At 71.9% G+C, this 26,856-nt stretch carries 20 protein-coding genes and 1 pseudogene; 10 read left to right on the forward strand and 11 right to left on the reverse strand.

What is annotated here, in order from left to right; translation table 11 throughout:
* From ACZ3KP_RS32025 to ACZ3KP_RS32035, 3 genes are read right to left on the reverse strand one after another with little or no spacing between them, the layout of a single operon-like run.
* Window positions 1-921, reverse strand: coding sequence for a hydroxymethylglutaryl-CoA lyase (locus ACZ3KP_RS32025; protein ID WP_467503856.1), 921 nt, complete (start codon window positions 919-921; stop codon window positions 1-3).
* A gap of 8 nt (window positions 922-929) precedes the next feature.
* Entirely contained in the window at window positions 930-2,984 is a 2,055-nt protein-coding gene (locus ACZ3KP_RS32030) for an acetyl/propionyl/methylcrotonyl-CoA carboxylase subunit alpha (RefSeq protein ID WP_467503701.1), read from the reverse strand.
* An 11-nt stretch (window positions 2,985-2,995) separates the two neighbouring features.
* Complete coding sequence (locus ACZ3KP_RS32035; RefSeq protein ID WP_358972255.1) at window positions 2,996-4,612, reverse strand: carboxyl transferase domain-containing protein; 1,617 nt, start codon at window positions 4,610-4,612, stop codon at window positions 2,996-2,998.
* Window positions 4,613-4,698: 86 nt separating this feature from the next.
* Between ACZ3KP_RS32035 and ACZ3KP_RS32040 the strand changes: the two genes are divergently transcribed.
* The 4 genes from ACZ3KP_RS32040 to ACZ3KP_RS32055 all read left to right on the forward strand — a co-directional run bounded on the left by ACZ3KP_RS32040 (window position 4,699) and on the right by ACZ3KP_RS32055 (window position 7,930).
* Window positions 4,699-5,295: an SACE_7040 family transcriptional regulator gene (locus tag ACZ3KP_RS32040; protein ID WP_467503702.1), complete on the forward strand. Its 597-nt coding sequence runs from the start codon at window positions 4,699-4,701 to the stop codon at window positions 5,293-5,295.
* 120 nt (window positions 5,296-5,415) lie between these two features.
* On the forward strand, window positions 5,416-6,573 hold the full coding sequence (locus ACZ3KP_RS32045) for an acyl-CoA dehydrogenase family protein (protein WP_467503704.1): 1,158 nt from the start codon (window positions 5,416-5,418) through the stop codon (window positions 6,571-6,573).
* Between the two features lie 35 nt (window positions 6,574-6,608).
* Window positions 6,609-7,481 carry an acyl-CoA thioesterase gene (locus ACZ3KP_RS32050; RefSeq protein WP_467503706.1) on the forward strand — a complete coding sequence of 291 codons (873 nt, stop codon included), beginning with the start codon at window positions 6,609-6,611 and terminating at the stop codon, window positions 7,479-7,481.
* 158 nt (window positions 7,482-7,639) lie between these two features.
* On the forward strand, window positions 7,640-7,930 hold the full coding sequence (locus ACZ3KP_RS32055) for a hypothetical protein (RefSeq protein ID WP_467503707.1): 291 nt from the start codon (window positions 7,640-7,642) through the stop codon (window positions 7,928-7,930).
* A 100-nt stretch (window positions 7,931-8,030) separates the two neighbouring features.
* On the opposite strand, the gene ACZ3KP_RS32060 is transcribed toward ACZ3KP_RS32055, so the two are convergent.
* Together ACZ3KP_RS32060 and ACZ3KP_RS32065 are read right to left on the reverse strand one after the other, a co-directional pair.
* A complete protein-coding gene (locus ACZ3KP_RS32060; RefSeq protein ID WP_360563507.1) occupies window positions 8,031-8,819 on the reverse strand; it encodes a phosphatase in 789 nt (262 codons plus the stop codon).
* A 61-nt stretch (window positions 8,820-8,880) separates the two neighbouring features.
* The gene (locus ACZ3KP_RS32065; protein ID WP_467503708.1) at window positions 8,881-10,425 is read right to left on the reverse strand and encodes a helix-turn-helix domain-containing protein; all 1,545 of its coding nucleotides are present in this window, start codon (window positions 10,423-10,425) and stop codon (window positions 8,881-8,883) included.
* Window positions 10,426-10,547: 122 nt separating this feature from the next.
* Between ACZ3KP_RS32065 and ACZ3KP_RS32070 the strand changes: the two genes are divergently transcribed.
* The 3 genes and pseudogenes from ACZ3KP_RS32070 (at window position 10,548) to ACZ3KP_RS32080 (ending at window position 13,960) form a co-directional block, all read left to right on the forward strand.
* Window positions 10,548-12,005: a sodium:solute symporter family protein gene (locus ACZ3KP_RS32070; RefSeq protein ID WP_467503709.1), complete on the forward strand. Its 1,458-nt coding sequence runs from the start codon at window positions 10,548-10,550 to the stop codon at window positions 12,003-12,005.
* A gap of 123 nt (window positions 12,006-12,128) precedes the next feature.
* Window positions 12,129-12,275, forward strand: a pseudogene (locus ACZ3KP_RS32075) (arginase family protein); the annotation flags it as partial.
* Window positions 12,272-13,960 (forward strand): thiamine pyrophosphate-binding protein, encoded by a 1,689-nt coding sequence (locus ACZ3KP_RS32080; RefSeq protein ID WP_467503711.1) that lies wholly within the window; start codon window positions 12,272-12,274, stop codon window positions 13,958-13,960. The pseudogene ACZ3KP_RS32075 and the gene ACZ3KP_RS32080, both read left to right, overlap by 4 nt.
* Before the next feature lie 127 nt (window positions 13,961-14,087).
* Here the strand turns inward: ACZ3KP_RS32080 and ACZ3KP_RS32085 are convergent, their stop codons facing one another.
* Window positions 14,088-14,345, reverse strand: coding sequence for a hypothetical protein (locus ACZ3KP_RS32085; RefSeq protein WP_467503712.1), 258 nt, complete (start codon window positions 14,343-14,345; stop codon window positions 14,088-14,090).
* A 193-nt stretch (window positions 14,346-14,538) separates the two neighbouring features.
* Here ACZ3KP_RS32085 and ACZ3KP_RS32090 point away from each other — a divergent pair, with 193 nt between their 5' ends.
* A complete protein-coding gene (locus ACZ3KP_RS32090) occupies window positions 14,539-15,840 on the forward strand; it encodes an RNA-guided endonuclease InsQ/TnpB family protein (protein WP_467503713.1) in 1,302 nt (433 codons plus the stop codon).
* Between the two features lie 145 nt (window positions 15,841-15,985).
* Here ACZ3KP_RS32090 and ACZ3KP_RS32095 read toward each other — a convergent pair whose 3' ends face one another.
* The 5 genes from ACZ3KP_RS32095 to ACZ3KP_RS32115 form a co-directional block, all read right to left on the reverse strand.
* Window positions 15,986-16,792: an endonuclease I family protein gene (locus tag ACZ3KP_RS32095; RefSeq protein ID WP_467503715.1), complete on the reverse strand. Its 807-nt coding sequence runs from the start codon at window positions 16,790-16,792 to the stop codon at window positions 15,986-15,988.
* Window positions 16,793-16,924: 132 nt separating this feature from the next.
* Window positions 16,925-19,243 (reverse strand): ArnT family glycosyltransferase, encoded by a 2,319-nt coding sequence (locus ACZ3KP_RS32100; protein WP_467503858.1) that lies wholly within the window; start codon window positions 19,241-19,243, stop codon window positions 16,925-16,927.
* A gap of 134 nt (window positions 19,244-19,377) precedes the next feature.
* A complete protein-coding gene (locus ACZ3KP_RS32105) occupies window positions 19,378-20,421 on the reverse strand; it encodes an esterase-like activity of phytase family protein (RefSeq protein WP_467503717.1) in 1,044 nt (347 codons plus the stop codon).
* Window positions 20,422-20,575: 154 nt separating this feature from the next.
* Window positions 20,576-21,424 carry a serine hydrolase gene (locus ACZ3KP_RS32110; RefSeq protein ID WP_467503718.1) on the reverse strand — a complete coding sequence of 283 codons (849 nt, stop codon included), beginning with the start codon at window positions 21,422-21,424 and terminating at the stop codon, window positions 20,576-20,578.
* A 63-nt stretch (window positions 21,425-21,487) separates the two neighbouring features.
* Window positions 21,488-22,360, reverse strand: a complete 873-nt coding sequence (locus ACZ3KP_RS32115) for an alpha/beta fold hydrolase (protein ID WP_467503719.1) — start codon at window positions 22,358-22,360, stop codon at window positions 21,488-21,490.
* Between the two features lie 67 nt (window positions 22,361-22,427).
* Here ACZ3KP_RS32115 and ACZ3KP_RS32120 point away from each other — a divergent pair, with 67 nt between their 5' ends.
* Both ACZ3KP_RS32120 and ACZ3KP_RS32125 read left to right on the forward strand, forming a co-directional pair.
* Window positions 22,428-22,913, forward strand: a complete 486-nt coding sequence (locus ACZ3KP_RS32120; protein ID WP_467503720.1) for a MarR family winged helix-turn-helix transcriptional regulator — start codon at window positions 22,428-22,430, stop codon at window positions 22,911-22,913.
* Between the two features lie 59 nt (window positions 22,914-22,972).
* Window positions 22,973-26,722 (forward strand): ABC transporter ATP-binding protein, encoded by a 3,750-nt coding sequence (locus ACZ3KP_RS32125; RefSeq protein ID WP_467503721.1) that lies wholly within the window; start codon window positions 22,973-22,975, stop codon window positions 26,720-26,722.
* The last annotated feature ends 134 nt before the right edge of the window (window positions 26,723-26,856 follow it).

Raw genomic sequence — 26,856 nt, forward strand, 5'->3', positions numbered from 1 at the left:
TCACTCCTGGTGGGAGAGGGCGCGTACGGTACGGGACGGGCTGGGTCGGCCCAGGTGCGAGGCCATCCACACGCTGGTGGCGGTGAGACGGCCGAGATCGACTCCGGTCTCGATGCCGAGGCCCTGGAGCATCCAGACCAGGTCCTCGGTGGCGAGGTTGCCGGTGGCGGACTTGGCGTAGGGGCAGCCGCCGAGGCCGCCCGCGGACGCGTCGACCGTCGTCACGCCGTGTTCCAGGGCCGCGTAGGTGTTGGCGAGCGCCTGGCCGTAGGTGTCGTGGAAGTGCACCCCGATGACGTTGGTCGGCACGCCCTCCTCGTTGAGCAGGGAGAGGAGTTCGAGGACGTGGCCGGGGGTCGCGACCCCGATGGTGTCGCCGAGGCTCAGTTCGTCGCAGCCCATGTCGCGCAGCGCCGTGCAGACCCGGACCACCTGGTGGAGCGGCACGGCGCCCTCCCAGGGGTCCCCGAAGCACATCGAGACATAGCCGCGGACGTGCGCACCGGCGTCCTTCGCCTGCCGGACGACGGGGTCGAAGACGGCCAGCGACTCGTCCACCGTGCGGTTGAGGTTGGCCTTGGCGAAGGACTCGGTGGCGCTGGCGAAGACGGCGACCCGGCGGGCGCCGAGGGCGAGGGCCCGGTCCAGACCGCGCCGGTTGGGCACGAGTACCGGCAGGGCGACCCCGGAGAGGTCGCCGACCCGGGCGAACAGGTCCTCCGCGTCGGCCAGTTGGGGCACCCACTTGGGGTGTACGAAGCTGGTCGCCTCGATCGTCGTCAGGCCCGCGTCGGCCAGCCGGTGGATGAACTCGGCCTTGACCTCGGTCGGGACCGTGGTCTTCTCGTTCTGCAGGCCGTCGCGCGCGCCCACCTCGTGGATCCGCACCCGGGCGGGCAGATCGGTGGCCGGCACGACCATGGGGAGCGTCACTGTTCCTCCTCCTCGGGTGCGATCACGGCCAGCACCTGGTCCATGGCGACCGTGGCGCCGGGCCGCACGTCGAGTTCGGCGACCGTGCCGGCGTGCGGGGCGCAGACCACGTGCTCCATCTTCATCGCCTCGACCACCAGCAGGCTCTGACCGGCGGTCACCCGGTCCCCGACGGCGACCTTCACCACGGTCACCGTGCCGGGCATGGGCGCGGTGAGGGAATCGGCACCCGCGTGCGCGGCGCGGCTCAGCGAGGCGGCGACCGGGTCGTGGTCGCGGACCTGCCAGGCGTCGCCGTCGCGGCCCAGCCAGGTGCCGTCCGGCAGCGCGGCGAAGGTGTGGGTGACGCCGTCGAGCCGGAAGCCGAACCGGTGCCCGGCCGGATCCTCCTGAGGCAGGGATCCCCGCAGGGGTTCCGCCCGGCCGGGCAGGAGCAGTTCCACCTCCCCCTCGGGGGTGCTGCGCACGCGGACGGTCACCGGCTCCCGGCCGGGCACCTGGAGGTGGTGCGGGGTCCACGCCCGCCGGCCGCCGAGCCGCCACCCGTCGGCGGCGGCGAACGGGTCCGTCCAACCGGAGCCGAAGCCCGAGCCCGCGGCGGAGCCGGAGGCAGACCCCGAGGGCCGGCCCGCCCCCCTGCCACCGGCGGACGCCATCGCGCCCTGGCGCAGCAGCGCCGCCGCCGCGTACACCTCCTCCGGGACGGCGTCCGGCACCAGGCCGCCCGCCTCGCGCTCGACCAGCCCGGTGTCCAACTCGCCCGCCACCACCGCCGGATGGGCGAGCAGCCGGCGCAGGAACCCGGCGTTGGTCACCACGCCGAGCGTGACCGTCTCCGCGAGGGCGGCGCGCAGCCTGCGCAGCGCGGTCCCGCGGTCCGGCCCGTACGCGATCACCTTGGACAGCATCGGGTCGTACCGGCTGCCGACCTCGGTGCCCGCGCTGAGCCCGGAGTCGGTGCGGACCCCGGCGCCGGCCGGCTCGTCCAGCAGGAGCACCGTGCCGCCGGTCGGCAGGAAGCCGCGCGCCGGGTCCTCCGCGCAGATCCGCGCCTCGACCGCGTGTCCGGTCAGCGTGATGCCGTCCTGCCCGTACGGCAGCGGCTCACCGGCCGCCACCCGCAACTGCCACTCCACCAGGTCGAGTCCGGTCACGAGTTCCGTGACCGGGTGCTCCACCTGGAGCCGGGTGTTCATCTCCATGAAGTAGTACGACGAAGGGTCGCCGCCCGGCACGATGAACTCCACCGTGCCCGCCCCGACGTACCCGCACGAGCGGGCCGCCTGCACCGCGGCCTCGCCCATCGCCGCCCGCGTCTGCTCGTCCAGCAGGACCGAGGGCGCCTCCTCGATCACCTTCTGGTGCCGGCGCTGGAGCGAGCACTCGCGCTCGCCCAGGTGCACCACGTTCCCGTGGCCGTCGGCCAGCACCTGGATCTCGATGTGCCGGGGCCGGTCCACCCACCGCTCGACGAGGAGCGTGTCGTCGCCGAAGGAGGCGCGGGCCTCGCGGCGGGCGGCCGCGATCTCCTCGTCCAGCAGGGTGAGGTCGCGCACCAGCCGCATGCCCTTGCCGCCGCCGCCCGCGGACGGCTTGAGGAGCACCGGCGCTCCCAAGGCCCGCGCCGCGTCCGCCAGTTCGGGGTCACGTCCGCCGGGCACCACCGGCACCCCGGCCGCCGCCACGGTCTCCTTGGCCCGGATCTTGTCGCCCATCAGCGCGATCGCGTCGGCGGGCGGCCCGACGAAGACCAGTCCGGCCTCCTCGCAGGCGCGGGCGAAGGCCGCGTTCTCGGCGAGGAAGCCGTAACCGGGGTGGACGGCCTGCGCGCCGGTGCGGGCGGCCGCGTCCAGCAGCCGCTCCACCGACAGGTAGCTCTCGGCCGCCGGCGCCGGGCCGAGCCGTACCGCCGTGTCGGCCTCCCGGACGTGCCGGGCGTCCGCGTCGGCGTCGGAGTACACGGCCACCGAGCGCACGCCCAGCGAGCGCAGCGTGCGGACGACCCGGACGGCGATCTCGCCCCGGTTGGCCACGAGTACGGTGTCGAACACGAGTCCCCTCCTCACATCCGGAAGACGCCGAACTGGGGCTCACCCAGGGGCGCGTTGCCACAGGCCGTCAGGGCGAGGCCGAGCACCTGCCGGGTGTCGAGGGGGTCGATGACCCCGTCGTCCCAGAGGCGGGCGGTCGCGTAGTAGGCGTTGCCCTGGCGCTCGTACTGGGCGCGGACGGGTGCCTTGAAGGCCTCTTCCTCCTCCGCGGGCCAGTCCTCGCCGCGCGCCTCCAGCTGGTCCCGCTTCACCGTCGCGAGGACCGAGGCGGCCTGCTCCCCGCCCATCACCGAGATCTTGGCGTTGGGCCACATCCACAGGAAGCGGGGGGAGTAGGCCCGCCCGCACATGGAGTAGTTCCCGGCGCCGTACGAGCCGCCGACCACCACCGTCAGCTTCGGCACCCGGGTGCAGGCCACCGCCGTCACCATCTTCGCGCCGTGCTTGGCGATGCCGCCCGCCTCGTAGTCCCTGCCCACCATGAAGCCGGAGATGTTCTGCAGGAACACCAGCGGGATCCCGCGCTGGTCGCACAGCTCGATGAAGTGGGCGCCCTTCTGGGCGGACTCGGAGAACAGGATGCCGTTGTTGGCGACGATGCCGACGGGGTGGCCGTGGATCCGGGCGAAGCCGGTGACCAGGGTCTGCCCGAACTCGCTCTTGAACTCGGCGAACCGGGAACCGTCGACGACCCGGGCGATGATCTCGCGGACGTCGTAGGGGGTGCGGGAGTCGACGGGGACGGCGCCGTAGAGGCCGTAGGGGTCGACCTTGGGCTCGACGGCCGCGGTGGCCGCCCAGGGCAGGGAGCGCCGGGCCGGGAGCGTGGCGACGATGTCGCGGACGATGCGCAGCGCGTGCGCGTCGTTCTCGGCGAGGTGGTCGGTGACGCCGGAGACGCGGGAGTGCACCTCGCCGCCGCCCAGTTCCTCGGCCGTCACCACCTCACCGGTGGCGGCCTTCACCAGCGGGGGGCCGCCGAGGAAGATCGTCCCCTGGTTGCGGACGATGACCGCCTCGTCGCTCATCGCCGGGACGTACGCGCCGCCCGCCGTGCACGACCCGAGCACCGCCGCGATCTGCGGGATGCCCGCGCCGGACATCCGGGCCTGGTTGTAGAAGATCCGGCCGAAGTGGTCGCGGTCCGGGAAGACCTCGTCCTGGAGGGGCAGGAAGGCGCCCCCGGAGTCCACCAGGTAGACACAGGGCAGCCGGTTGTCGAGGGCCACCTCCTGCGCCCGCAGGTGCTTCTTCACGGTCATCGGGTAGTACGTGCCGCCCTTGACGGTCGCGTCGTTGGCGACGATCACGCACTCCCGGCCGCTGACCCGCCCGATCCCGGCGATCACGCCGGCCGCGGGGGCGGCTCCCTCGTACATCCCGTCGGCGGCCAGGGGGGCCAGCTCCAGGAACGGGGACCCCGGATCGAGCAGGGTGTCCACCCGGTCCCTCGGCAGCAGCTTGCCGCGAGCGGTGTGCCGCGCCCGTGCCTTCTCGCCGCCGCCCAGCGCGGCCGCGGCGAGCTTGCCGCGCAGCTCCTCCACGAGGACGCGGTGCGCCTCCTCGTTGGCCCGAAAGGCCTCCGACGCGGGGTCCGCCGCGCTCCGAAGCTCCGGTGCCTGGTCCATGCCGCGATCCCCTCACTTTGTTAATGAGCGTTAACGCATCTCCCTCAGGTTAACGACCGCTAACCTCCCTGTCTAGAATTGGCCTCATGGTCACGAGAACCGACGCCCCGACCCGTCGCGAGCAGATCCTCAGGGAGGCCGCCCGGCTCTTCGCCGAGCGCGGCTTCCACGGTGTCGGCGTGGACGAGATAGGCGCGGCGGTCGGCATCAGCGGCCCTGGTCTCTACCGGCACTTCGCGGGCAAGGACGCGATGCTCGCGGAGCTGCTGGTGGGGATCAGCGGGCAGCTGCTGACGGGGGCGAAGCGACGCCTGGCGGAGGCCGACGGGGTCCCCGCCGAGGAGGTCCTCGACTCCCTCATCGAGGGGCACATCGACTTCGCCCTCGACGACCGTCCACTGATCACCCTGCACGACCGGGAACTGGACCGCCTGCGCGACAGCGACCGGAAACTGGTGCGTCAGCTGCAGCGGCAGTACGTCGAGCTGTGGGTGGAGGTGGTCCGGGAGGTCCACCCCGCCCTGCCGGAGCCCGCCGCCCGCTCGGCGGTCCACTCGGTCTTCGGCCTCCTGAACTCCACCCCCCACTTGGGCCGACCGGGTTCCCTCCCCGGCCGGGCGACCACGGCGACCCTGCTGCACCGCATGGCGAAGGGGGCGTTCACCGCGGCGGCGGCCGAGTGACGAGCGTGACGAGCGTTACCCGCCTCCCGCTCCCCGCGCCCTGGACCCGTCGGCCTACCCGCCGGTACCTTGGAGTCTGAGCAAGCGCTTAGACAGCTGACGTGCCTGGAGGTGGCGGCCGTGCGCCGTACGTTGTTCAACGAGGATCACGAGGCGTTCCGGGACACCCTCCGCGCCTTCATAGAGGCCGAGGTCGTCCCGGTGTACGACGAGTGGCTCGCCGCCGGCCAGGCCCCCCGTGACTTCTACTACAAGCTCGCCGAGCTGGGCGTCTTCGGTATCCGCGTGGACGAGGAGTACGGCGGCGCCGGCATCGACTCCTACAAGTTCGAGGCCGTCCTGTACGAGGAGACCGCCCGCGCCGGCATCTCCTTCGGCGGCTCCGGCGTGCACGTCCTGCTCGGCCTGCCCTACATCAAGCTGCTCGCCACCGACGAGCAGAAGAAGCGCTACCTGCCCAAGTTCGTCTCCGGCGAGGAGATGTGGGCCATCGCGATGACCGAGCCGGGCACCGGCTCCGACCTCGCCGGCATGAAGACCACCGCCAGGCTCAGCGAGGACGGCACCCACTACGTCCTCAACGGCGCCAAGACCTTCATCACCGGTGGCGTGCACGCCGACCGCATGATCGTCTGCGCCCGCACCGCCGCCCCCACCAAGGAGGACCGCCGGCACGGCATCTCCCTCTTCGTGGTCGACACCAAGGCGGAGGGCTACTCGGTCGGCCGCAAGCTCGACAAGCTGGGCCTGAAGACCTCCGACACCGCCGAGCTCGCCTTCGTCGACGTGAAGGTCCCGGTCGAGGACCTCCTCGGCGAGGAGAACAAGGGGTTCTACTACCTCGGCCACAACCTCGCCTCGGAGCGCTGGGGCATCGCCTTCGGCGCCTACGCCCAGGCCAAGGCCGCCGTCCGGTTCGCCAAGCAGTACGTGCAGGAGCGGGTCGTCTTCGGCCAGCCCGTCGCCGCCTTCCAGAACACCAAGTTCGAGCTGGCCGCCTGCCAGGCCGAGGTGGACGCCGCCGAGGCCGTGGTCGACCGCGCCACCGAGGCCCTGGACGCCGGTGAGCTGACCCCCGCCGAGGCGGCCAGCGCCAAGCTGTTCACCACCGAGGTCGCCCACCGCGTGATCGACCGCTGCCTCCAGCTGCACGGCGGCTACGGCTTCATGAACGAGTACCCGATCGCCCGCCTGTACGCGGACAACCGCGTCAACCGGATCTACGGCGGCACCAGCGAGATCATGAAGACGATCATCGCGAAGGACATGGGCCTGTAAGCCCTCCGCAATTCCCGGCCAGTAGAAAAGGTGCCATGAACCAGGCACTGAATGATCTCCTCGACCTGCTCGACCTGGAGCAGATCGAGGAGAACATCTTCCGCGGCCAGTCCCGGTCCGCCGTCGTCCCGCGCGTCTTCGGCGGACAGGTGGCGGCCCAGGCGCTGGTCGCCGCCGGGCGCACCGTCCCGGCGGACCGTCACGCCCACTCGCTGCACGCGTACTTCCTGCGCCCCGGCGACCCGGGCGCGCCCATCGTCTACAACGTCGAGCGGATCCGCGACGGCCGCTCCTTCACCACCCGGCGCGCGGTCGCCGTCCAGCACGGCCGGCCGATCTTCGCGCTCTCGGCCTCCTTCCAGACGCACGAGGACGGGCTCGACCACCAGGCCCCGATGCCGCCCGCGCCCGACCCGGTCACCCTCCCCACCTCGGCCGAGCGGCTGCGCGGCTACGACCACCTGCCGCCCGCCGTGGTGGAGAAGTTCCTGGAGGCCCGCGAGGCGATCGACCTGCGGTACGTGGACGAGCCGCCGTACGGGAAGTACGGCGAGCCGCGCGAGCCGCACAGCCAGGTCTGGTTCCGCACCAACGGCAAGCTCGACGACGACCCCCTGCTGCACGTCGTCCTCGCCACGTACGTCTCCGACATGACGCTCCTCGACTCGATCCTGCTCGCGCACGGCCGCGGGGGATGGGCGGTGGGCGACGTGGTCGGCGCCTCCCTCGACCACGCCATGTGGTTCCACCGCCCGTTCCGCGCCGACGAGTGGCTGCTGTACGACCAGGAGTCGCCGTCCGCGTCCGGCGGCCGCGGGCTCGGGCAGGCCCGGATCTACACGCAGGACGGGTCGCTCGCCGTCTCCGTGATCCAGGAGGGCGTCGTCCGCGTCCCCCGGGAGCGCTGAGCGGGCGCCGGACCTCGGATGATGACGGTCGGTGATGGTCCGACGTGCCGTCCGGCTTGTCCGAGATTAAGCTCTATGAGTGAAATGCCGCACAGTGCATGTGCCGCATAGCGGACGTGCCGCGTAGCGGACGTATGTCCGGCAGAAAGGTATTTCCCATGCGAGTACAGCGCGCGAGGCGTCTCGCCGCGATGTCCGCCGCCGGCCTGCTGCTGGCCGGTGGGGCCGCGATCGGCGCCGCGGGTACCGCCTCGGCGGCTCCCGCCTCCACTCACCAGACCGTCGTCACCGGTGGCTTCGGCTGCAACGGCTTCCGGGGCGGCGGGTTCGACAACTGCGGCTTCCGCGGCTTCGCCGTGGTCCCCGTCGTCCCGGTCGTGGTCGTCCCCGCCTTCGGCTTCGGCGGCTTCGGCGGCTTCGGTGGCTTCGGCGGGTTCGGGTTCGGCTGAGTCGGCCGGGCACGACCGGACCAGGAACCGTAAGAACTGAGGGTCTAGGGCCAAGGCACGGTGTGCGGCTCCCGCGAGGCGGGGGCCGCACACCGGCGCGTCAGGCCAGGCCCGCCTCCGCCAGCAGGTACGCCGTCAACGGGTCGTAGTACCGCGGGCTGAGCACATGGTCGTCCAGCGGTACGGCCACCTGGAGGGTGCCCTCCGCCTCGGCGAGGAACAGCGCCGGGTCGTTGCAGTCGGCGTAGCCGACGGAGTCCAGGCCGGCCTGCGCCGCGTACCCCGCCCAGCCGTGGTCGGCGACGACCAGGTCGGGCAGCGGCCGGCCCGCACGCTCCAGACCGCCCAGAATCGCCTTCATCGGCTCCCCGGAGTGGGTGTGCCACAGGGTCGCCCCGTGTTCGAGGACCGCCACGTCGGCGAACTGCATGACGTACCCCTCGTCCGTCTGCAGTCCGTCCGGGATGACCACGATCTCGCAGCCGGCGGCCCGCAGCGCCGCCGCAGTCGCCCGGTGCACGTCCAGCAGGCCGCCCGGGTGACCGGTCGCGAACAGCACCCGCTGCCTGCCCTCGGCCGCCTTGCGCAGCCGTGCCGCCAGCCGGTCCAGGCCGTCCACGGTCAGCTCGGGGTCGATGGTGTCCTGGCCGTACCGGTACTCGGCGTCGTCGTTCACCCCGACCCGCTCGGCCATCACGGCCAGGACGTCCTGCTCGTCGGTCCAGCGGTCGCCGAGCTCCAGCCCGAGCCACCAGTTGCGCTCGCCGTTGGCCAGCTTGCGGTAGTGGAGCAGGTTGTTCTCACGGGGCGTGGCGACATCGCCCGCGATACGGGTCTTCACAAGGTGCTCGACGAGCTCGGCGCGGCTGGGTGTCCCGGGTATCGGCATGCCTACATTGTGAGGCAGGGGGCGGCGCGGTTCCGGTGCGTATCGCCCGCTGGGACGTGCGTCACTGCTGCCCGAGGGCGAACCACAGCTCCATCCGCACGTCCGGGTCGTCGAGTTCGGTGCCGAGGAGGGCCGCGCAGCGGGCGATGCGCTGGCGCACGGTGTTGCGGTGGACGGCCAGGGCGACCGCGGTGCGGTCCCAACTGCCGTGCAGCGACAGCCAGGTGCGCAGGGTGTCGGTGAGGGCGGGGTGCTCCGCGAGCGGGGCGAGGAGGGCGCGGGCGTGGGCCTGTGCTTCTTCCCGCGGGACGAGTTCGGCGAGGCCGGGGTGGCTGCCGTGCCTCAGCAGCGGGGTGCGGGTCGCCCGGGCGCGGGCAAGGGCGCGGGCCGCTTGCGTGGCTGCGGTCGACAGGTGCTGTGCGGGTACGGGAGCGCTGACGCCGAGGGTCCAGCCGGGCTGTGGCTGGGGCGTTCGGTCCGCGGGAACCAGGACGCGGACGGTTTCCCCTACGGCATCGATGAGGGGCGAGCCGAGTTTGGCGCCCAGTGCGGTGGCGGCCAGGGGGTCGGGCGGCTGCGGGTGCGCGGGGGCTGGTCGCGCCCCGCGGCGGAGCCGCATGTCGACAGGGCCCCGCGCCCCTGGGTAGGCACGGTCCCGTCGGTCGTTCGGCGAGGCGTGCACGACGAACCAGGTGTCGCCACTGCCCAGCAGCAGGGCCGCCTCTTCCGGTGTGCCGCCCAGCAGGAGTCGTACGAGTGCTGAGGTGCGGGCCGCGCCCGAGCCGCTCTGCTGGTCCCCGGTGAGGAGGGTGAGCAGGACCGTGGCCACCGAGGCGATGGTGTGGTCGCCCGCTTCGCGGGCCGGGGTGGCCACGCCGAGTGCGAAGCCGGTGCCGAGGGCGTAGGCCGCGAGGTGGGTGCCGGCGATGGCGTGGGTGGCGGAGGTGGGGGTGCCGGGGCCGGAGGGGCGGACCACCTCCGCCAGCTCGGCCAGCGCCCGGCGCGCGGTTTCCCCGGGCTCCCGGCCCGCCGAGGCGATCTCGGTGCCCTCCGGTCCGTAAAGGGCCGTCCAGCCGCCGAGCCGGGTGGCGAGCTGGCGGAGCACCGCGGGGACCGGGTCGGGGCGGGCCGCGGCCGCGGCCAGGCTCTGCTGGGCCTCCGTGACGCGGCGCAGTTCGGCCAGGCGGGCCTGGGCCAGCAGCTGCCAGACCGCGCGGGCGACGGCGGTGAAAGGGGTCCTCGGCGGGACCTCGACGAGCGGGAGGCCGTGGCTGTCGCAGGCCTCGGCCAGGGCGCGCGGGACCGTGTCGTGCACGGGGGCCAGCCCGAAGCCGAGGGCGGCGCCGCCCGCCGCCACGATCCGGGAGACGTAGTCGTCGAAGTATGGGCCCGAGCCCGCCGTCTCCGGGATGTGCACCCCGGCCGTCAGCAGCAGCTCACCGCCCAGCAGGTACGGGTACGGGTCGGCCATCTCCGAGGTGTGGGCCGCGTGGACGGCGACGGAAGGGCCGGACGGTCCGGCGATCTGGCGCAGCGCGAGGTCCTCGCGGGCCAGGAGGGCGGCGAGGGGTACGGCGGGCGTGGGGGGAACCGTGGGATCCGGCATGGTGTGCGTTTCCTCTGTCCCGTACGGCTCGGATGGATGAAACGTACACTTCGCAGTCGCTTTCCGGCCACCTAGTGTCGTGGCACGTCGTCCATTCGTGCACATGATTCGAGGGAGGTCCCATGGCCGTCGACTACTCAGTGATCGTGCTCTATCTCGCCGGGATGCTGGCCATGGGCTGGTGGGGCATGCGCCGCGCCAGGTCCAAGAGCGAGTTCCTGGTGGCCGGACGCCGGCTCGGGCCCGCGATGTACTCCGGCACCATGGCCGCGATCGTCCTCGGCGGCGCGTCCACCATCGGCGGGGTCGGCCTGGGCTACCGGTACGGGCTGTCCGGGGCCTGGATGGTCTTCACCATCGGCCTGGGTCTGCTCGCCCTCTCCGTCTTCTTCTCGGCCCGGATCGCCCGCCTCAAGGTGTACACCGTCTCCGAGATGCTGGACCTGCGGTACGGCGGCCGAGCCGGGGTCATCTCCGGCGTGGTCATGTGGGCGTACACCCTGATGCTCGCCGTGACCTCCACCATCGCCTACGCCACGATCTTCGACGTCCTCTTCGACATGAACCGGACCGTCGCGATCGTCATCGGCGGCTCGATCGTGGTCGCCTACTCGACGCTCGGCGGCATGTGGTCGATCACGCTGACGGACATGGTCCAGTTCGTCGTGAAGACGATCGGCGTGCTGCTGCTCCTGCTGCCCATCGCCGTGGTGAAGGCGGGCGGCTTCTCGGAGATGAGGGCGAAGCTGCCGACGTCGTACTTCGACCCGCTGGGCATCGGCGGCGAGACGATCTTCACCTACGTGCTGATCTACACCTTCGGCATGCTCATCGGGCAGGACATCTGGCAGCGGGTGTTCACGGCGCGCAGTGACACGACGGCGAAGTGGGGCGGCACGGTCGCGGGCACCTACTGCCTGGTCTACGCCCTCGCCGGGGCGGTCATCGGGACGGCGGCCAAGGTGCTCTACCCGAAGCTGGGCAGCGCGGACGACGCCTTCGCCACCATCGTCAAGGACGAACTGCCCGTCGGTGTGCGCGGGCTGGTGCTGGCCGCGGCGCTCGCCGCGGTGATGTCGACCTCCTCCGGCGCGCTGATCGCCTGCGCCACCGTGGCCAACAACGACATCTGGTCGCGGCTGCGCGGGAAGGCGCGGCCCGGTGACCACGACGAGGTGCGGGGCAACCGGGTCTTCATCCTGGTCATGGGACTCGGGGTGATCGGCACGGCCATCGCGCTCAACAACGTGGTGGAGGCGCTCACCGTGGCCTACAACCTGCTCGTCGGCGGTCTGCTGGTGCCCATCCTCGGCGGGCTGCTGTGGAAGCGCGGCACCGTCCAGGGCGCCCTCGCCGCCGTGGTGGTCGGCGGCCTCGCGGTGATCGGCCTGATGGCCGGGTACGGCATCCTCGCCAACGAGCCCGTCTACTACGGCCTCCTCTCCTCCCTCGTCGCCTACGTCGCCGGCTCCCTGGCGACCAGGCCGACCGACGAGGCCGTACTGGCGAACTGGCGCGAGCGGCTCGCCGGCCGGGGTACTCCCGAACCCGTGTCCGAGCCGGTTCCGGCCCACCAGTAAGGTCGTAAAAGAAGCAGTGCATAGCGGTACATGAGCGACGAAGCGCAGGAAAGAAGGCAGCACCCGATGAGCGGCAACGTGACGCCCCGCGGTCCCGTCGACTCCTCCCGCATCCCCCGGTACGCCGGCTGCAACCTGGTGTCGGCGGACGTCGTCGAGGTGGCCCCCGCGTACGACCACGCGGAGATCACCTCGGTGGCCGCCTCGCACACCGCCTACGAACTGACCACGATCATGACCCGACAGATTGCCGAGGCGCGCTCCAAGTGACCCACGACCACGACCTGGTGCTCCGCCCGACCGAGGCGCAGACCGCCGCGGCCCTCGACCCTCCCGCCGGTCGCAACGGCGGGGACCTGGTCGTGGAGACCCTGGCCGGGCTCGGCGCGACCACCGTCTTCGGACTGCCCGGCCAGCACGCCCTCGGCATGTTCGACGCGCTGCGCCGCTCCTCGCTGCGCTATGTCGGCCTGCGGGTGGAGAACAACGCGGGCTTCGCGGCGGACGCGTACGGCCGGATCACCGGCGAGGCGGCCCCGCTGCTCCTCTCCACCGGCCCCGGCGCGCTGACCTCGCTGGCCGCGCTGCACGAGGCGGCCGCCGCCTCCGCGCCCGTGCTGGCGATCAGCAGCCAGGTCCCGACGGCGGGACTGGGCGGCGGCCGCCACGGCTACCTGCACGAACTGCCGGACCAGTCCGCCTCGTTCCGGGGCGTGGTGAAGTCGGTCCACACCGTCCGCACCCCGTCTCAGATCCCCTCCGCGATCGCGGCGGCCTGGAAGTCGGCGCTGAGCGCCCCGCACGGCCCGGTGTGGGTGGAGATCCCGCAGGACGTCCTTCTCGCCGAGACGTCCCTCCCCGTCGTGACCGCGGTCGACGCGACCCCGGAGGAACTCCCGCCGCGCCCCGAACTGACCGCCGTGGCAGCGGACCTGCTCTCCCGCGCCGCCCGCCCCGCGGTCATCGCGGGCGGCGGGGTCGTACGGTCGGACGCCGCGGGGAAGCTGCGGCAGCTGGCCGAGACGCTGAACGCCCCCGTCGTCACCACCTACGGCGGCAAGGGCGCGTTCCCCTGGCACCACCCGCTCTCCCTCCAGTCCTGGCTGGAGGACCGGCACACCACGGACTTCCTGGAGGACGCGGACGTCCTGCTCGTGGTCGGCTCGGGCCTGGGTGAACTCTCCTCCAACTACCACACGTTCAGGCCGCGCGGCCGGGTGATCCAGATCGAGGCGGACCTCGGCAAACTGGAGTCCAACCACCCGGCCCTCGGCATCCACGCGGACGCGCGGCTCGCGTTGCAGGCGCTCCTCGAGACGGTGGTGCCGCGCCCGGACGCGACGGCACCCGACCGGGTGCGCGCCCTCCTCGACAAGGTCGCCGCCCGCATCGCCGCGCAGGAACTCACCCTGGAACAGGACGTGCTGGCGTCGGTCCGCCAGGCCCTGCCCGCCGGGTCCCCGTCCTTCTGGGACATGACGATCCTGGCGTACTGGGCGTGGTCGGCGTTCGACGCCGAGGCCCCGAACCTGATGCACTCGGCGCAGGGCGCCGGCGGTCTCGGCTACGGCTTCCCGGCGGCCCTGGGCGCGGCCGCCGCCGACCCGACCCGCCCGGTGCTGGCGGTCTCCGGCGACGGCGGCGCCCTCTACTCCATCGCCGAACTGGCCACCGCCAGGCAGTACGACCTCCCGGTCACCTGGCTCATCGTCGACGACGGCGGCTACGGCATCCTCCGCGAGTACATGACCGACGCCTTCGGTGAGCCCACGGCGACCGAACTGACCCGCCCCGACTACGCGGCGCTCGCCGAGTCCTTCGGGGTACCGGGGGTCCGCACGACCCCAAAGACCCTGGCGGCGGACCTGGCGAAGGCCCTGTCCGCGCCGGGCCCCTCGGTGGTCGTACTCCCGGCCCTGCTGCGGATGTTCGCGCCGACACACCTGGGGGACTGACCGCTCCGCCGGAAGCGCCGCGAAAAGCCGTCTGTCGTCTGCGGTGCTGTCGCGGCTGGTCGCGCCCACGCGGCGGAGCCGTACATCGGATACGGCCCTGCGCCCCTTACGGGGCCTGCCGAACCGCTCAGCAGGCCCCCGCGCCCACCCCGTCGATCCGTCCCCCGAAGTCGCCGCGGTACTGGGAGCGCCAGTCGCCGTTGAAGACGTCGCGCTTCGCGGCCGGCGACCAGTTGACGAAGCAGGCGCGGGTGTCGGCGACGAAGGAGCCGACGTTGTCAGGAGGCCCGGCGGCATGTCGCGGTAGCCGCTGCGGGCCGTCCAACTCGCTCTCGGGCAGGGCGCCCGGTCCTTCAGTGCCGGGGTGGATGCTCGCTCCCGCCAAGCGGGGCAGAAGAAGCCGAATCGCAGTTGGGGCGAATCGGCATTGTCGTGCTTGGTAGTGAGGATGGCCCCGCACGAGCGGTGGTGAGGGGAGTTGAGATCCGGTGGTGGTGGCCGGCCGGTGCGGTCACTCACTCGGGTGATGTTGGTCGATGGTGTGCGCGGGTGGGGAGCGTGGTGGCTAGGTTCGCGGCATGTCACGTTTCCGGATGTACCCGACGTCCGCGCAGGCGGAGCAGATGCTCTTGCACTGTGCGCACGCCCGGTACGTCTGGAATCTGGCTGTCGAGCAGCACGCGTACTGGAAGCCGGGCCGCAGGTCCGCGCCAGGTTTTGCGGAGCAGTGCCGCCAACTCACGGAGGCTCGGCGGGGAAACGAGTGGCTGGCGGCCGGGAACGCGGACGTGCAGCAGCAGGCGCTGAAGGATTTCGCCTCGGCCAAGAACGCCCGTTTCGCCTCCGGCTTCGGTGAGCCGACCTGGCGCAGGAAGCACCAGCACGAAGGCTTCCGCGTCATCGGCACGGGCCGTGTACTCGAGTATGAACCGGACGGCAGCCCGAAGCTGAACCGGAAGACCGGCAAACAGGTCATGGGTCGCTCCGTGGTGGTGGAGAAGCTCAACCGGCGGTGGGCACAGGTCAAGGTCCCCGGCTGCGGCTGGGTCCGTTTCCGCCTCAGCATCAAGGGCAAGGGTGCGCGGCTTCCCGCTGCGAAGACGTTCCGGGTCACCTGTCACAACGGTAAGTGGCACATCGCGTTCGCGGTCATCCCCGAGCCGGTCGAGAAGCCCGGCACGGGTGAGGTCGTCGGTATTGACCGGGGCGTGAAGATCACGGCGGCCCTATCGGACGGGCGGAAGCTGAACTGCCCGCACCTCACGGTCAGGGAGCGGGCACAGATCCGCAAGCATGAGCGGCGCGCGGCCCGGGCTCCCAAGGGCAGTGCGCCCAAGGCCGCCGCGTACGCGATGGTCGCCGGGCTCAAGGCACGCGAGGTGAACCGGCGCAAGGACTGGTGCGAGAAGACCAGCACCATGCTCGCCCGCTCCTACGACGTGATCCGGTTCGAGAAGCTGAACATCAAGAACATGACCCGCTCCGCGAAGGGAACGACGGAGCAGCCCGGCGTGAACGTCCGCCAGAAGGCTGGGCTGAACCGGGGCATCCTCGCCCAGGGCTGGGGCTTGCTGCGGCAGCGCACCGGGCACAAGGCCCCCGGTCGGGTCGAGGATGTTCCCGCGCCTTACACGAGTCTGCGGTGCAGTGCCTGCGGATGGATCGAGAAGAAGTCGCGCAAGAGCCAAGCCGACTTCGGCTGCGTGTCCTGCGGGTTCACCTGCAACGCGGATGAGAACGCAAGTATCAATGTCGCGGCAGGACAGGGTGGGATTTCCCGCCCCCGGCGAGCAGCCGGTGCCGGAGGGGTGACAGCGGCCAGCGGTCGTTCGAACCCCCGTGAACCTCAACCCGCCTGGGTTGGAATCCGCCTCTTTTAAGAGGGGGAGGATGTCAATCCCAGTAGTCGCCGCCGAAGTACTCGCCGCTCCAGAAGCGGTCCCCATGCTGGTGGGCGGTCACGCGGACACGCCCAGGCTCAAGATCGACTTTACCTGTGCGAGGTAAGTAGTACGACCGGTCCGGCTACCAGATCGCGTCCACCCACTCCGGATGGTCGATGAACGGGTTCCGGTTGTGCTGGTAGGTGGAGTAGATGACGTCGTTGCGGTTCTCCTCGAAGGAGTCCGGCGGGTCCTCGTCGTTCCACTGCTTCAGGACCGAGAGCTTGCCGATGTAGGGGTTGGAGCCGTTGTCGACCTTGTCGTCGGGCTCCAGGTTCGCGAACCCGTCGTCGCCCTCGTAGCGCACGGCCATGTAGAGGATCATGCGGGCCACGTCGCCCTTGACGGCGTCGCGCGGTTCGAACGAGTCCGAGTCGACCTTGCTGCCGCCGCTGTTGGTGAAGGTGGAGCCGCCCTCGTCGAAGTCGAGGTTGCCGCGCTTGCCGTTGACCGCCACGTCCTCGGGGCGGATGTGGTGCAGGTCCGTTCCGGGGCCGGTGGACGTGGTGAGGTCGCCGTGCGAGATCGCCCAGACGTGCTCGCGGTTCCAGTCGCCGCTGTCACCGCCGTTGAGGGTCTTGCTGCGCGACATGCCCGAGTACAGCAGGATCACGTTGTTGCTGTTGTTCGGGTCCTGGTCGGTCTTCTTCAGGGCGTCCCACAGGGCCGAGTACGACAGCTTGGTGACGTTCGCGCTGATGATTGTGTGCAGGGACGACTTGAGGCTCGTCCCCGTCTTGCCGATCGCGTTCTTGTAGTACGTCGAGTCGTACGCGGTCGTGGTGGCGGCGGCCGGGGTCGCCGTCAGCGCCGGGGCGGTCAGGCCCACCAGGACGGCGGCGGTCGTCAGCGCCACCGGCTTCCAGCGCCGGATGCGTGTCGCCAGCATAAAGAGTTTCCCATCTACGCGGGTTGATGAGGCGGCGAGAAGCAGGGTGACATGGACATGAGAACCTGCAGGTAAACGGGACGTAAAAAGAGGCCCCCGACCGTGCGGTCGGGGGCCTCTTGTGCCGGTGTGTCAGCCGACGTCCGAGGGGTCCAACCGGTAGAGCGTCGACGTGCTGCTCTGCGTGGACGTTTTCGAAGAGGAACTCGTGCTCTTGCTGTACGCGCTCGCCTTCACCGCGGTGCCGTGCTTCTTCACCCATGTCGTCACCGCGGAGCTGAGCGTGTTGTCGCCGCCCATGCCCATGCCGCCGGACCCGACCTGGATGTAGTGCAGCTTGCCCGCCTTCACCAGCTCCTGAAGCTTGGCGACCGTCATCGCCTTGTCGGATCCGGTGAAGCCCCACATGGAGATCACCGGCTCCCGCGCGCTCAGCTCGATCTGCGCCGCGGACTGGGAGTTGGAGACGGCCAGCAGCCAGGTGGCGCCGTCCATGTGCTTCTTCAGGTAGGCGATCAGCTCGCTGTCCACGCCGCCGCCCATACCGCCACCGCCGCCCATACCGCCGCCGAAGCCGCCGCGCGTGCCGCCGGTGCCGCCGTCGGGCATCTCGCCGGTGCCCCCGGTGCTGCCCGTTCCGCCGGGCATCTCGCCGGTGCCGGTGCCGCCGCTCGGCAGTTCACCGGTGCCGCCGCCGGGCGTCATCTGCCCGGTGCCGCCGCCCGGGAAGCCACCGTTCGTACCGCTCGGAGCCTCACCGCTCGCACCGCCCGGGAAGCCGCCGCCCGTCTCACCGCCGGCCTGGCCGTTCCCGCCGCCCTGCCGCGTACCGCCCGGCAGCTCGCCGCCGCCCGGGAAGCCCCCGGCACGGTTGCCGCCCCCGCCGGGACCACCGCCGAAGCCGCTGCCCGTCGAGGGGCCCGCGGTCGGGTTCGTGCCGCCGCGCATGCCCCCGCCGGTGCCGCTGCCGAACGGCAGGGTCGCCGCGTACGCCGTCGGACCGGCCAGCGCCGCGACCGTGGCCGCCGCCAGCGAGGCCGCGAGCAGCCGGGCCCTGTTGCCGGACCGGAAGAGGATCATGCCCACGATGCCGGCCGCCGTCAGCACGCCGACCGTCGGCCACAGCCAGGTGTTCCAGCCGGAGGCCCGGCGCAGCAGCACGATCGCCCAGACGCCGGTGACCCCGACGGCGACGGGCAGCACCCACACCCACCGCTTGTCGGCGCGGAACGCGTCCAGCATCATCACGCCGCCGCCGGCGCACAGCACGGCGATGCCGGGGGCGAGCGCGGTCGTGTAGTAGGGGTGCATGGTGCCCTGCGCGGTCGCGAAGATCACGTAGTGCAGGAGGGTCCAGCCGCCCCACAGGACCAGCGCCATCCGCCTGAGGTCGGTGCGCGGGGCGCGCCCGCACCGCACCAGACCGGCGACGAGCGCGATGGCCGAGAAGGGCAGCAGCCAGGAGATCTGGCCGCCGAGGATGTCGTTGAACATCCGGCCGAGGCCCGCGGAACCGGAGAAGCCGCCGCCTCCGCCGCCCCCGCCCCCGCCGTTGCCCTCGCCGCCGAAGACGCGGCCGAGACCGTCGTACCCCATGATCAGGTCCCAGGCGGAGCCGTCCGTGGAGCCGCCGATGTACGGCCGGTCGGAGGCCGGGACCAGGGAGACGGCGACCGCCCACCAGAAGCTGGAGACGGCCAGGACCACCGCGGCGAGCGCCAGGTTGACGGCCCGCTTCACCCAGGGGGCCCGCGACGCGTACAGGTAGAGCGCGAAGACGGCGGGGAGCGCGATCCAGCCCGCGAGGAGCTTGGTGTTGAAGGCGAGACCGAAGCACGCCGCCGCGCCGAGCAGCGGCAGCAGCCTCTCGTCACGGGTGGCGCGGAACGCGAGCGCCGCGCCCGACACCATGAGGAAGACCAGGAGGGTGTCGGGGTTGTTGTCGCGGTTGATGGCGACGGTGATCGGGGTCAGCGCCAGCACCAGCGCGGCGACGGTCGCCGCGCCGTGACCCCACACCCGCTTCACGGTGGCGTGCAGGATGTAGATCGTGGCGAGCGCCAGCACGATCATCGGCGCCATCATCTGCCACGTGCCGAAGCCGAAGACCCGGCTGGACAGGCCCATCACCATGGTGGCGAGCGGCGGTTTGTCGACGGTAAGGAAGTTGCCCGGGTCCAGTGAACCGAAGAACCAGGCCTTCCAGCTCTTCGTACCGGCCCAGACGGCGCCGCTGTAGAAGGTGTTCATGTCGGAACCGGAGAGGTTCCAGCAGTAGAGCACCGCCGCGAGGACCAGGATCGCGATCAACGCGGGCAGCGACCAGCGCGGTGCCCGGTCCGGCGGGGCGGCCGCGGGCGTGGCCGTCGGGGGTGCCGTGGCGGTCGCCGTGGGCGGGCCCCAGTCGGGGGACACGGGCGAGTGGGGGACGGGATCGGTGGCAGATGTCACCATCCCACCCTGCGGGCGACGGATGGGCGGGGGCTGTGCCGATCCTTGGTGCAGCCTGTGGGCGAATGAGATGTCGGTAAGAGGGCGGCCGGTGCGGGCCGCCCTCCGCGGGGGTGCGGGCGGGATCCAGCTGGTCAGCGCACCCGGACCGACAGCCGGTAGAACCGGGTCGTCTGGGCGGCGTTCTGGTTGTCGTCGCTGACCAGGAGGACCCGGTACGTGTCCTTCGCGCGGCCCGTGACGGCCATGCCCTCGATGTTGTCGAGGAGGGGGTTGGGCTGGGGCTGCTTGGCCGTGGCGCCCAGGGAAGGACAGCTCGCGATGTCCGTGAGCAGGGTCTTCCTGATCAGGCGGACGCCCGCCTGCCCGGTCAGGTTCTGGACGCCGGAGGTGTCCGTGGCGTGCCGGGGGTCGGCCAGGAAGAGGCGGACGGTGTTGCCGACGCCGGTGGTGAACCCGCGCTCCAGGACCAGCAGCCGGCCGTCGGGCAGCGCCTGCACCTCGGGGACGCCGAGGGCCGGGTCGTCGGTGCGGTAGGCGTACTGGGCCGACAGTCGGAAGGGGGCGCCCTTCGTGCGCTGCCAGGTCTGGAAGCGGACGATTCCCGGGGTGTCGCCGGAGATCGCGTCCTCCATGGACGCCAGCAGGGTGCGGCCGCCGTTCAGCAGGGTCAGGCCCTCGAAGGTCTGGTTGGCGGTGGCCCGCCCGGCGGGGGAGACCAGCAGGGACGACGGCACCGGGAGGCGGTCCAGGATCCTGCCGTCCGGCGAGTAGCGGCGGACGGACGGCTCGGTCTCGGAGGTGATCAGCCGGGTGCCGTCCCGGTCCACCACCAGGCCCTCGGAGTCCAGCGCGGCGCCGTTCTCGTCGGCGAGCGGTACGACCTTCCTCGGCGCGAGCGTCCTCGCGTTCAGGTCGAAGAGGTAGGAGCGGTCGGCGAGGGCGGCCAGGGAGCCGTCCGCGTCGACGGCGAGCGCGGAGAGGTTGCCGACGAAATAGCCACCGAAGGTCGTCTTGTCGAGGGCGTCGGAGAACCCGTCGAGGGAGACCGAGGGGGAACAGGCGTGGCCGTCGGCGGCCGGGTCGGGGGTGACCGCGGTGGCGGGCCCGGCGGCGGACAGACAGGTGGCCGCCGCCAGGCCGGCGGTGACGGTGGCGAGTACGGTTCGCAGGCGCATGGGGGTCACCGTAGGACGCGCCGGTGACGGGCCGGGGGCCGCCCCGTGAAGGAAGGCCGGTTTCCGGCCGAAGGGGTCTCACGTTCCCTTGAAGGTCTCACGTTGCCTTGAGGGCCGCACGTTCACGTGAGGGCCGCACGGTTACGTGAGGGTCTCAGGACGCCTTGAGATCCCTGTGGACCACCTTCGCGACGGCCTGGATCGTGTCGATGCCGTAGGACATCGTGCTGTTGTCCTGCGTCAGCACGGTCATCTGGTAGTCGTGCCCGCCCCCCGTGAACGTGCCGAGGCTGTGCACCCGCCAGCCGTGCGTCGAGCGCTGCAGCCAGCCGTTCTTGATGTGTACGGAGACGCCGGAGGGAGCGCCGTAGGGGGTGCCCCACCGCTGGGACGAGATGACCTGCCCCATCAGCTTCAGGATGTAGGCCCGCGCGTTGTCGCTGAGCACACTGTTCTTGGCGGTGACGAGGGCGAGCAGCTTCTGCTCGTCGTGCACGTCGATCTGGGTCAGGCCCCAGTAGTTGTTGGCGCCCGGGGTCGTCTGCGTCATGCCGGCGGCGCTGAGGAAGCCCTTGATCTTCGTCAGGCCCAGCTGCTTCCACAGCTTGCTGGTCGCGTCGTTGTCCGACTTGGTGATCATGGCCTTGGCGAGCGTCTGCTCGGTGGTCGTCAGGTACCGGTTGTGCTTCTTCGCGTCCCACAGCAGTGTGGCGAGGACGGTGACCTTGACCGTGCTGGCCGAGTCGTAGTGCGTGGTGGAGCGGAGCGTGCAGGTCGTCTTCGTGGACCGGTCGTACAGCCCGACGGCGATCGTCCCCCTGCGGTTCGCGACGGCCGCGGTGATGTCCGTCTTCAACTTCGTGGCGAGGGCAGCCTTCGCGGACGTACAACTGACCGCGGGCGCGGCGGCCGAGGCGGGCACGGCGGCCATGCCCACGGTGAGCGCGGCCCCGCCGGCAACCGCCGCCAGCGCTCTGGCACGTCTGGATATCCGGTGAGTCATGCCCGTTCTGACGCGGTTGTTCGCACGAATGGTTGTACGAGAACGGGCGGCTTTGACGTTCCGTTATCCGGTCGGGCCGTCAGCTCCCGCGACGGTCACCCCGAACGGCCGCTCCAGGAAGTCCGTCAGACGGTCGTTCAGCTGTTGCGGCGCGGTGAGGGGCAGGGAGTGATGGGTGGCGTCGGGGAGCAGGGCGACCTCGCCGTGCGGGAGTGCCCGGCGGGCCCTTTCGGCGACCTTGCGGGCGTGGTGGGCGCGGCTGTGCTCGGCGAGCAGGACCAGTACCGGCATGCCGAGGCCGCCGGCCCGGGGACGGCTGCCCACGACGAGCTTGCGGCCGGGAACGGTGGTGGCCAGCGCGTACAGGCGCTGCCAGGTCTCGTCCGGGCGGCTGCCCGCCGTCTCCCAGGCCAGGAAGGCGCGGGCGCGGGCCTCCGTCGGGCGGATCAGGGTGGGCAGCGCGCGCAGCAGGTAGCCGGGTCGGAATCCGGCGAAGACCTGGGTCGGGTCGACGAGGGCGAGGCGGTCCACCCGCTGGGGCGCGTGCAGGGCGTACCGGACGGCCAGGCAGGCCCCGTACGAGTGCCCGCACAGCCGGGTGCGGGCGAGTCCGAGTCCGTCCAGCAGCGCGTCCAGCCAGGCCGTGAGGTCGTCGGCGGTCCGCGGCGCGGCGCCGTGGCGTTCGGTGCGGCCGGCGTCGCCCAGCAGGTCGACCGCATGGACCCGGTACCGCTCGCCGAGGGCCGGCGCGTTGGCGAACCAGACCAGTCCGGTGGCGGAGCCTCCCGGCAGCAGCACCAGTGGGGCGCCGTCCGCCGGGCCGTACACATGGACCCGGGTGCGCCCGTAGGGCGTGGCGACGTCGCGCTCCTCGGTGGACTCGGGCCAGCGGGCGCGAAGCTCTTCGTAGACGCGGTCGAAAGAGCGCACGGGCATTCCTCTCGCCGAGCGATAATCTCGTTGAGCGAGATATTAGCGTGAGCCACGGATCCGAGAGGTGTACATGGACGACCAGAGCCCGGCGATGCGGCTGGTCCACCTGCTGCGCGCGGTCACCGTCGAGTTCGACCTGCTCGGCGCCGAGTTCGCCGCACGTCAGGGGCTGCACCCCACCGATGTGCGGGCGCTGATCCACCTGCTGGACGCGGCGCGCACCGGCACCCGTGCCACACCCGGGTGGCTCGGCGGGCAGCTGCGCCTGAACTCGGCGGGGACCACCGCCCTGGTGGACCGGCTGGAGCGGCTCGGGCTGGTCCGGCGCGGCCGGGACACCGCCGACCGGCGCCGCGTGCTCCTGGAGGTGGAGGAGCGGGCCACGGAACTGGGGTGGGCCTTCTTCGGGCCGGTGATCGGCGAGGTGGTGGCGGCCGCGGAGGGGTTCGAGCCGGCCGAACTGGAGACGGTGCGCCGCTTCCTCACCGCGGTGCTGGCGGCGGCCTCCGCCCGGGGTGCGGAGGGCGGGACGGGTCGGTTTGTTGCGGAGGGATGAAATCCGCTTCCGTTGGTGTTGTGGCGTTGCGGAAGAGCAGGGCGATCGGAGGGCACCGCGTGGCAGCGCAACAGGGGGAGCGGCAGCAGGGTGGCTGGGCGCGGAGGCTGGCGGGCTACGCCTGGCGGCATCCACGGGACGTCGTGCTCGCGCTCGGGTCCTCGCTGGCCGGAATGGCCGTGCTGGCCGTCGTACCGCTCATCACGAAGGTGATCATCGACGACGTGATCGGTGCTCACAGCCGGTCGATGGGGCCCTGGGCGGGCGCGCTCGTCGGGGCCGCCGTCCTCGTCTACGCGGCCACCTACGTCCGCCGCTTCTACGGCGGTCGGCTCGCCCTCGACGTCCAGTACGACCTGCGCACGGAGATGTACGACACCCTCACCCGGCTCGACGGGCGGCGCCAGGACGGGCTGTCCACGGGCCAGGTCGTCGGCCGGGCCACCAGCGACCTCCAGCTGATCCAGGGCCTCCTGTTCATGCTGCCGATGACCATCGGCAACGTCCTCCTCTTCCTGCTCTCCCTCGCCATCATGGCCTGGCTGTCACCACCGCTCACCCTCGTCGCCCTCGCCGTCGCCCCGGCGCTGTACTGGATCGCCAGGCGCAGCCGCAGCAAGCTCCACCCCGCCACCTGGTACGCCCAGGCCCAGGCCGCCGCCGTCGCCGGCGTGGTCGACGGCGCCGTGACCGGCGTGCGCGTGGTGAAGGGCTTCGGGCAGGAGGAGCAGGAGACCGGCAAGCTCCGCGAGGTCGGGCGCAGGCTCTTCGCCGGGCGGCTGCGGACCATACGGCTGAACAGCAGGTTCACCCCCGCGCTCCAGGCCGTCCCGGCCCTCGGCCAGGTCGCCATGCTGGCGCTCGGCGGCTGGCTCGCGGTGCGCGGCCACATCACCCTCGGCACCTTCGTCGCCTTCTCCTCCTACCTCGCCCAGCTGGTCGGCCCGGTCCGGATGCTCGCCGTGGTCCTCACCGTCGGCCAGCAGGCCCGCGCCGGCACCGAACGGGTGCTGGAGCTGATCGACACCGAGCCGACCCTGAAGGAGGGCACCAAGACCCTCCCCGCCGACGCGCCCGCGACCGTCGAGTTCGACGACGTCTCCTTCGGGTACGACGACGAGCGTCCCGTCCTCCAGGGGCTGAGCTTCGAGATCCGCCCGGGCGAGACCCTCGCCGTCGTCGGCTCCTCGGGCTCCGGCAAGTCCACGGTCTCCCTCCTGCTGCCGCGCTTCTACGACGTCACCCACGGCGCCGTCCTGGTCGGCGGCCACGACGTGCGCGAGCTGACCCTCGACTCGCTCAGGGCCGCGATCGGCCTGGTCCCGGAGGACTCGTTCCTCTTCTCGGACACGGTCCGCAACAACATCGCCTACGGCCGTCCGGACGCGACCGACGAGGAGATCCGCGAAGCCGCCCGCGCCGCCCAGGCCGACCGCTTCATCGCCGAGCTGCCCGACGGCTACGACACCAAGGTCGGCGAGCAGGGCCTCACCCTCTCCGGCGGCCAGCGCCAGCGGGTCGCCCTCGCCCGTGCCCTCCTCACCGACCCGCGGCTGCTCGTCCTCGACGACGCCACCTCGGCCGTCGACGCCCGGGTGGAGCACGAGATCCACGAGGCGCTCACCCACGTGATGCGGGGCCGCACGACGCTGCTCATCGCACACCGCCGCTCCACCCTCAACCTCGCCGACCGCATCGCCGTCCTCGACGGCGGCCGGCTCGCCGACATCGGCACCGACGAGGAGCTGCAGAAACGGTCCGCTCTCTATCGCAGGCTGCTCACCGACCCCGACGAGCTGGGCGGCGTCTCCCCGGGCCACGCCCTGCCCGCGGGCCCGGCCGAGGACACGTCGGTACGGGAGGAGCTGGACGCCGAGTTCGACGCCGAGCGCGGCGTGACCCCGCGCCTGTGGACCGGCGACCGCACGCCCCGGGACCTCGCCCTCTCCGGCACCCCCGCCACCCCCGAACTCCTGGCCCAGGTGGACGCGTTGCCCCCGGCGACCGACACCCCCGACATCGACGAGGCCGGCGCCGTCCGCCCCGAGGACTCCTACGGCCTGCGCCGCCTGCTGCGGGGCTTCGGCGCACCGCTCCTGGTCAGCCTCGGCCTGGTCGCCGCGGACGCCGGCCTGGGCCTGCTCCTCCCGGTGCTGATCCGGCACGGCATCGACCAGGGCGTCTCCCGGATGGCGCTCGGCGCGGTCTGGGCGGCCGCGCTGCTGGGGCTGCTCGCGGTGCTCGCCCAGTGGGCGGCCCAGGTCGGCGAGACCCGGGTGACCGGCCGTACCGGCGAACGGGTCCTCTACTCCCTGCGGCTGAAGATCTTCGCCCAGCTCCAGCGGCTCGGGCTCGACTACTACGAGCGGGAGCTGACCGGCCGGATCATGACGAGGATGACCACGGACGTGGACGCCCTGTCGAGCTTCCTGCAGACCGGCCTCGTCACCGCGTTCGTCTCCGTCGTCACCTTCTTCGGCATCATGGCCGCCCTGCTGGTGATCGACGTGCAGCTCGCGCTCGTCGTCTTCGTCACCCTGCCCCCGCTGATCGTCGCGACCTTCTTCTTCCGCCGGGCGAGCGTGAAGGCGTACGAACTCGCCCGTGAGCGGGTGTCGCTGGTCAACGCCGACCTCCAGGAGTCGGTGGCGGGCCTCAGGATCGTGCAGGCCTTCCGGCGCGAGCGCGACGGCTCCCGGCGCTTCGCCGAGCGCAGCGAGAGCTACCGCAGGGCCCGGATCCGGGGACAGCACCTGATATCGCTCTACTTCCCGTTCGTCCAGTTGCTGTCCTCGGTGGCCGCCGCGAGCGTGCTGATCGCGGGCGCGCACCGGGTCGAGGCGGCCACCCTCACCACCGGCGCGCTGGTCGCCTACCTCCTGTACATCGACCTGTTCTTCGCGCCCGTCCAGCAGCTCTCCCAGGTCTTCGACGGCTACCAGCAGGCGACCGTCTCCCTCGGCCGCATCCAGGAACTCCTGCGCGAGCCGACGTCCACGAGGTCCGCCGAGCGGCCGCGCGAGGTCGGCTCCCTGCGCGGCGACATCGCCTTCGAGGACGTGCGCTTCTCCTACGGCGGCGCCGACGACTCCGAGGCGGCCCTCGCCGGGATCGACCTGGTCATCCCGGCCGGGCAGACGGTCGCCTTCGTCGGCGAGACCGGCGCGGGCAAGTCCACCCTGGTCAAGCTGGTCGCGCGGTTCTACGACCCGACGGGCGGCCGGGTGACGGCCGACGGCACCGATCTGCGCGACCTGGACCTCACCTCGTACCGGCACCGTCTGGGCGTGGTCCCCCAGGAGGCGTACCTCTTCCCGGGGACCGTCCGGGACGCCATCGCGTACGGGCGGCCGGGGGCGAGCGACGCCGAGGTGGAGGCGGCGGCCCGCGCGGTCGGCGCCCACGAGATGATCGCCACCCTCGACGGCGGCTACCTGCATCAGGTGGCCGAGCGCGGCCGCAACCTCTCGGCCGGCCAGCGCCAGCTGATCGCGCTGGCCCGCGCGGAACTCGTCGACCCCGACGTGCTGCTCCTCGACGAGGCGACGGCGGCGCTCGACCTGGCCACGGAGGCACAGGTCACCCTGGCCACCGACCGCCTCGCGGGCCGTCGTACGACGCTCGTGGTCGCCCACCGGCTGACCACCGCCGCCCGCGCCGACCGGGTGGTGGTCATGGACCACGGCCGGGTCGCCGAGGACGGCACCCACGAGGAACTCCTCGCGCGCGGCGGCCGGTACGCCGAACTGTGGCGCACCTTCATCGGCCGGTCCGAGGAGCCGGAGGAGCCGGTGGGCGCCGCCCGCTGAGCCGCCGTCCGGCCGAGCGGCTCAGCGGGGGCGGTGCGCGCGGGTCCCTGACGACCGTGCAACCATCCGACATACGTCGTGCGTCCGTACATCAGTACGTAGATGGATGGGGTGTGGCCGTGACGCGGGAGGGG

The organism is Streptomyces sp. NPDC020958 (assembly GCF_055562175.1).

Bases quoted from the DNA above. Each gene is read 5' to 3' on its own strand.
- ACZ3KP_RS32035 (WP_358972255.1), bottom strand. From the start codon at position 4,612: ATGGACCAGGCACCGGAGCTTCGGAGCGCGGCGGACCCCGCGTCGGAG.
- ACZ3KP_RS32040 (WP_467503702.1), top strand. From the start codon at position 4,699: ATGGTCACGAGAACCGACGCCCCGACCCGTCGCGAGCAGATCCTCAGG.
- ACZ3KP_RS32025 (WP_467503856.1), bottom strand. From the start codon at position 921: ATGGTCGTGCCGGCCACCGATCTGCCCGCCCGGGTGCGGATCCACGAG.
- ACZ3KP_RS32115 (WP_467503719.1), bottom strand. From the start codon at position 22,360: ATGCCCGTGCGCTCTTTCGACCGCGTCTACGAAGAGCTTCGCGCCCGC.
- ACZ3KP_RS32070 (WP_467503709.1), top strand. From the start codon at position 10,548: ATGGCCGTCGACTACTCAGTGATCGTGCTCTATCTCGCCGGGATGCTG.
- ACZ3KP_RS32105 (WP_467503717.1), bottom strand. From the start codon at position 20,421: ATGCGCCTGCGAACCGTACTCGCCACCGTCACCGCCGGCCTGGCGGCG.
- ACZ3KP_RS32055 (WP_467503707.1), top strand. From the start codon at position 7,640: ATGCGAGTACAGCGCGCGAGGCGTCTCGCCGCGATGTCCGCCGCCGGC.
- ACZ3KP_RS32110 (WP_467503718.1), bottom strand. From the start codon at position 21,424: ATGACTCACCGGATATCCAGACGTGCCAGAGCGCTGGCGGCGGTTGCC.
- ACZ3KP_RS32120 (WP_467503720.1), top strand. From the start codon at position 22,428: ATGGACGACCAGAGCCCGGCGATGCGGCTGGTCCACCTGCTGCGCGCG.
- ACZ3KP_RS32060 (WP_360563507.1), bottom strand. From the start codon at position 8,819: ATGCCGATACCCGGGACACCCAGCCGCGCCGAGCTCGTCGAGCACCTT.
- ACZ3KP_RS32065 (WP_467503708.1), bottom strand. From the start codon at position 10,425: ATGCCGGATCCCACGGTTCCCCCCACGCCCGCCGTACCCCTCGCCGCC.
- ACZ3KP_RS32095 (WP_467503715.1), bottom strand. From the start codon at position 16,792: ATGCTGGCGACACGCATCCGGCGCTGGAAGCCGGTGGCGCTGACGACC.
- ACZ3KP_RS32090 (WP_467503713.1), top strand. From the start codon at position 14,539: ATGTCACGTTTCCGGATGTACCCGACGTCCGCGCAGGCGGAGCAGATG.
- ACZ3KP_RS32050 (WP_467503706.1), top strand. From the start codon at position 6,609: ATGAACCAGGCACTGAATGATCTCCTCGACCTGCTCGACCTGGAGCAG.